General features: G+C 29.4%; 3 protein-coding genes. All 3 read left to right on the top strand.

The annotated features are described in order from the left end of the window. The coding region (locus IC213_RS20130; protein WP_227863562.1) for a tail fiber domain-containing protein at nt 1-1103 on the top strand (1103 nt) is incomplete at its 5' end. Between the two features lies 1 nt (nt 1104). Then, nucleotides 1105-1266, top strand: coding sequence for a hypothetical protein (locus tag IC213_RS20125; RefSeq protein ID WP_227436972.1), 162 nt, complete (start codon nt 1105-1107; stop codon nt 1264-1266). Between the two features lie 12 nt (nt 1267-1278). Then, a complete protein-coding gene (locus IC213_RS20120; RefSeq protein WP_227863561.1) occupies nt 1279-4818 on the top strand; it encodes a BppU family phage baseplate upper protein in 3540 nt (1179 codons plus the stop codon). Nucleotides 4819-4928: the final 110 nt, after the last annotated feature.

Here is a 4928-nt window from a genome sequence, read left to right as displayed (position 1 = left end):
TTCTAGTTACAAATGGATTCGCAAAGTATAATTTAAAGGTTAATGAACTAAAAAATACTCTTGATGGTGTATTTCTTAAAGGTATGGGTGGAAGTGTTTCAGAGGAATTTTCTCAAATAAATGCTACAGCTAAAGAAATAAAACTAGAAGTAGCAAAAGTGGATGGTGCAACTAAAACAAATGCTGCTCAAATTAAATTAACTAAAGATGATATAACAATGATGGTCACTAGAAATGGTAGTGGCTCAATTGTAGGGATTAAACCTGATAAAATTCAATTTGGATTTAATGATATATCCGATTATGTTGTTATAAGTAGGTCTGGTTTAACTGTTAACCAAGGAGCTGTCGCATGTGATATATTAACCACTCCATCTGGTCATGAACCAATAATCCGATTATTTGGAAGCAGTCGGTCTGGATTTGCAATAGATGCAAGACAGTCTGATGGTTCTAGTCAAGCATCAGCAATAAGACTTAAATATGATAGTAATAATTATTTTTGGGTAGGATATGATACGGCTGAAATATATGTTGACGGAGAAGAACATTTTATAGTTGAGAAAGATGATACTTTTATAAGATGTGGAGGGGCTACATTTGCTTTTACAAATGGAGAAAGATTATCAGATACAGGTTATTCATTTTATCCAGAACGTTCTGTAACCGACCTTGGATGCGACCAATATAAATGGAGACATATATACTCTCGTTCGACTCTTAGTGAATCTGATAAAAAATTTAAAGAGAATATAGTTTACATAAAAGACATCAAGAATAGGTCTCGTTCAAGTGTAATTCCAACTCCATTCTTAGATTTTATAAGAGACGAATTTAAGCCTGCAACATTTGATTATATAGCGGAAAGAGATAGAACCCTCGCAGATAGTCAAATAGGTTTTATTGCCAATGATTTTAAAGATAGCTATGTTGGAAAAACATTTCTATATGATTTTGGAGAAGAAAATGGATTAATGTTTAGTCCATCTGGTTATACAACAGTTGTAGCTACCGCACTTCAAGAGGATATACAAAAAAGAGAAGAATTAGAAATGATAGTTAGTGAATTATATGAGAAAGTTAATAAATTAGGAGGGAAATAAAATGGAAGTAAATATACAAAATGCATATACAATAGCGATAGAAGAAATAAAGAATTTACATAGTGAGCTTATATTACATAAAGCACTTAATATGCAACAACAAGAAGAAATAAATAATCTTAAAAAAGAGTTAGAAGAAGCAAAACAAAATAAAGAACAGTAGGATGTGATACTTTTGAAAAATTATGAAATAAAGAATCATACTATAGAAGTCGATTTTAGTAATTATAGGATAAACAAAAGATTACTAGACTATTTTATTTACAATGAAAATGATGTTAAAACAGCTTATATTGAAGCAATACTAAAAAATAAAGATGAAATAATAGATTTATCTGAATATGATAGAGTTTTAGTTAGCATCACAAAAAGTGACGGATTTAAAGTCAATGGTGAATGTGAAGTTGTAGATGCAGAAAATGGTGTTGTAGAAATAGAACTTAGTAGACAAGCATTATCTAGTGTTGGTATAAATACATTTCAATTATCTCTTGTAAAAGATGGTACCCTACTTAATACCAGCAACCTTTATTATAGAGTCGAAGAAGGTATGATAAATGATGATGACATTACTTCGACTGATGAGTATGGAGTCTTATTAGTCTTAATATCTCAAGCTGAGGAAATTATAAAGAACAATAAAGAATTGACTAAAAGAGTTGAACAACTTGAAATAACTATTCTTGGAAATGAAGAAGTTAGAGATAAAGCAGAGCAGATTAGAATTTATAATGAAGACTTAAGAAATATACAAGAAGACGATAGAGAGTTTAATGAATTAACACGTCAAAATCAAGAAGAAAATCGTGAAGAATCTATTCAAAACATGCAAATCCAAGTTGATGATAAATTAACTGATTGCCAATTACAACTCGATGAAATGATAGATGCCAAGTCTGAAGAAATAGATAATATAGTTGATGATAAAATGCTTGATGTACAAGCTCAGACAGATAAAAAATTTCAAGACTTAGATACTAGAACAGAAAATACTTTTAATTATTATGATAAAACATTTGAAGATAAACTTACAGATAATCAAGAGCAGATTGATTATAAGCTTGATGAAGTAAATCAATCTATATCTAATATAGAAGATTGTATTGATGAAAGTACTACAAAATTAGATAACAAAATAAAAGAAGTAGATGACAAAATAGTTGAAGTTGATACTGCTAAGACGGATATGGAAACTACTGTTAGCAATAAAATAACTGAGTTTGAGAATAGATTTGGTGAATTGGAAAGCCTTGATGCTAGAGGTGAGTTAATGCAAGCCAGAGAGACAATTGATGGCATTGTAAAAGACACTCTAAAGGAAAGGTTAACATATGACTTTGAGAAGGTTAATGAGAAAATAGCTGAGATGACTTCTGCTGCAACTAATGTAGCCTTTAGTAAGTCTTATGTTGAATCTGAATGGGTTGCTGATGGAGAATATTTTAAACTTACAGTTAACCATAATCTTGTTACAGAAAATATATTTGTAGCGATACTAGATGAAGTAACTAAGAAAAGTATGACTAATTCTTATACTGTAGTTGATTCTAATACAATAGAAATTTTTAATGAAAGTAATATAGATGTAAAAGTGACTGTTGTAAATGGTAATACAAATAAAGAAGTTATAACGGCTACAATAAACGATAATATAACAACACTAGATAGTACTTATTCTAGTGTTAAAATTGATGCAAAAATAGGTGTAAACGAATTAAGCACAAATGCTAAAACCCTAACAGATGCAGTTAATGAACTTTTTCAATCTGTCAGTAATGGAAAGGAATTAATCGCTACTGCTATTACTGACAAAAAAGTACCAACTAATAGTAGTGATACATTTCAAACTATGGCAAGTAATATTAGTAGTATAAAACAAATGCCAGATATGCCTGATGATGTTGAAGAAGTTTGGGAATTTACAGGTCATACAGGTGGAGTATATTCAGTATGTGTAGATTTAAATAATAATATAATTAGTTGCAGTCATGATAGTACAATAAGAAAAATATCAACAAGTGGTACTGAGATGTGGGAGTTCACAAGCCATACACTACCAGTAAAATCCATATGTGTTGACAAACAAAATAATATTTATAGTGCCAGCGATGATTACACAGTAAGAAAAATATCTCAAAGTGGTATAGAAATATGGAAATTTACTGGTCATACAGGGTATGTTGAAGGTGTATGCGTAGATTTAAATGGAAATGTTTATAGTGCTAGTGATGATTATACAATAAGAAAAATATCTCAAAGTGGTATAGAAATATGGAAGTTCACAGGTCATACAAGTTATGTCTTTTCAGTATGTGCAGACTCACAAAACAATATATATAGTGGTAGTTATGATAATACTGTAAGAAAAATATCTGTTGATGGTACTGAAATATGGAAATTTACAGGTCATACAAGTAGTGTGTATTCAGTATGTGTAGATTTAGATAGTAATGTCTATAGTGGTAGTGATGATAAATCTATAAGAAAAATATCTTCAAACGGAACTGAGATATGGAAATATAATGAAAATACTAGTAATATATTTACAGTCAACACAGATTCTGAAGGTTCGGTCTATATTGGAGGTAGAGATAAAATTATAAGGAAAATATCTTCAATTGGCACAAAAATATGGGAGTTTAAAGGTCATACTGATTATGTCAGATGTGTTTCTATAGACTCTAATAGTAATGTTTATAGTGGAAGTAATGATACTACTGTAAGAAAACTACAACAAAATTTAGGTATTTTAGTTACAAAAAACAATCAAAGTGAAATACACAAAATAACTAAACTAGATACTATTGTGAAAGAGGTGTTACCTTTTCCAATTGAATTGTGGAATATTAAAATTAATACTAATGAAGTATACTCAGTGTGTATAGATTTTGAAGACTATATTTATAGTGGAAGTATTGATAAAACTGTAAGAAAAATATCGAAAGAAGGTACTGAGATATGGAAATATATAGGTCATACAAACTCTATATATTCAGTTTGCCTAGATTCTCAAAATAATATAATTTCTGGTAGCAGTGACAATACAATTGGGAAAACTTCTTCATTAGGCGTTGAAATTGGTAAATATACTATGCCAAGAGAAGATATTTCTATAAAAGCTGTATGTGTAGATTCTAAAGATAATATTTATAGTGCAAGCACTGGAAAAATAGTAAGAAAAATAACCAAAGAAGGTAGTGGTGTATGGGAGTTTACAGGACATACAAGTTATATAAATTCTATATGCATAGACTCACAAGATAATATTTATAGTGGAGATTCTAATGGTGTTCTAAAGAAAATATATTCTGACGGAATTGAGATATGGAGTTTTACAGGACACACTAAAGGTATAGCTTCACTTTGTGTTGATTCTAAGGATAATATTTATAGTGGTAGCCACGATAAAAGTTTAAAGAAAATATCTTCTAGCGGAATTGAGATATGGAGTTTTATAGGACATACTGAAAATGTTAATTGCTTATGTGTAGACCAACAAGACAATATTTATAGTGGGAGTTGGGATAAAAGTTTAAGAAAAATCTCTTCTAATGGAAGCGAGTTCTGGAATTTTTTTGTTTATACTGAAGATTTAATTTATTTAAATTGTCTTGATATAGATTCTAAAGATAATATTATAGTAGGAGGTAGAGATTATACAACAAGAAAATTCAAAAATACACATGAAACACAAAGAATAGCTTATTATAATTAAAATTTAGGAGGAAATAAAATGCAAAAATATTTAACAGGATTAGAACACAAAGAAGGAAATATATATAAGGTGAATTTAATACACAATATGCCTTTTGACCAAACATATGG

Source organism: Clostridioides sp. ES-S-0049-02 (assembly GCF_020658465.1).
In the GTDB taxonomy this organism is placed as follows: domain Bacteria; phylum Bacillota; class Clostridia; order Peptostreptococcales; family Peptostreptococcaceae; genus Clostridioides.
Note: the sequence above shows the minus strand (reverse complement) of the source record. Positions and strands in the feature narration are given on the sequence as shown.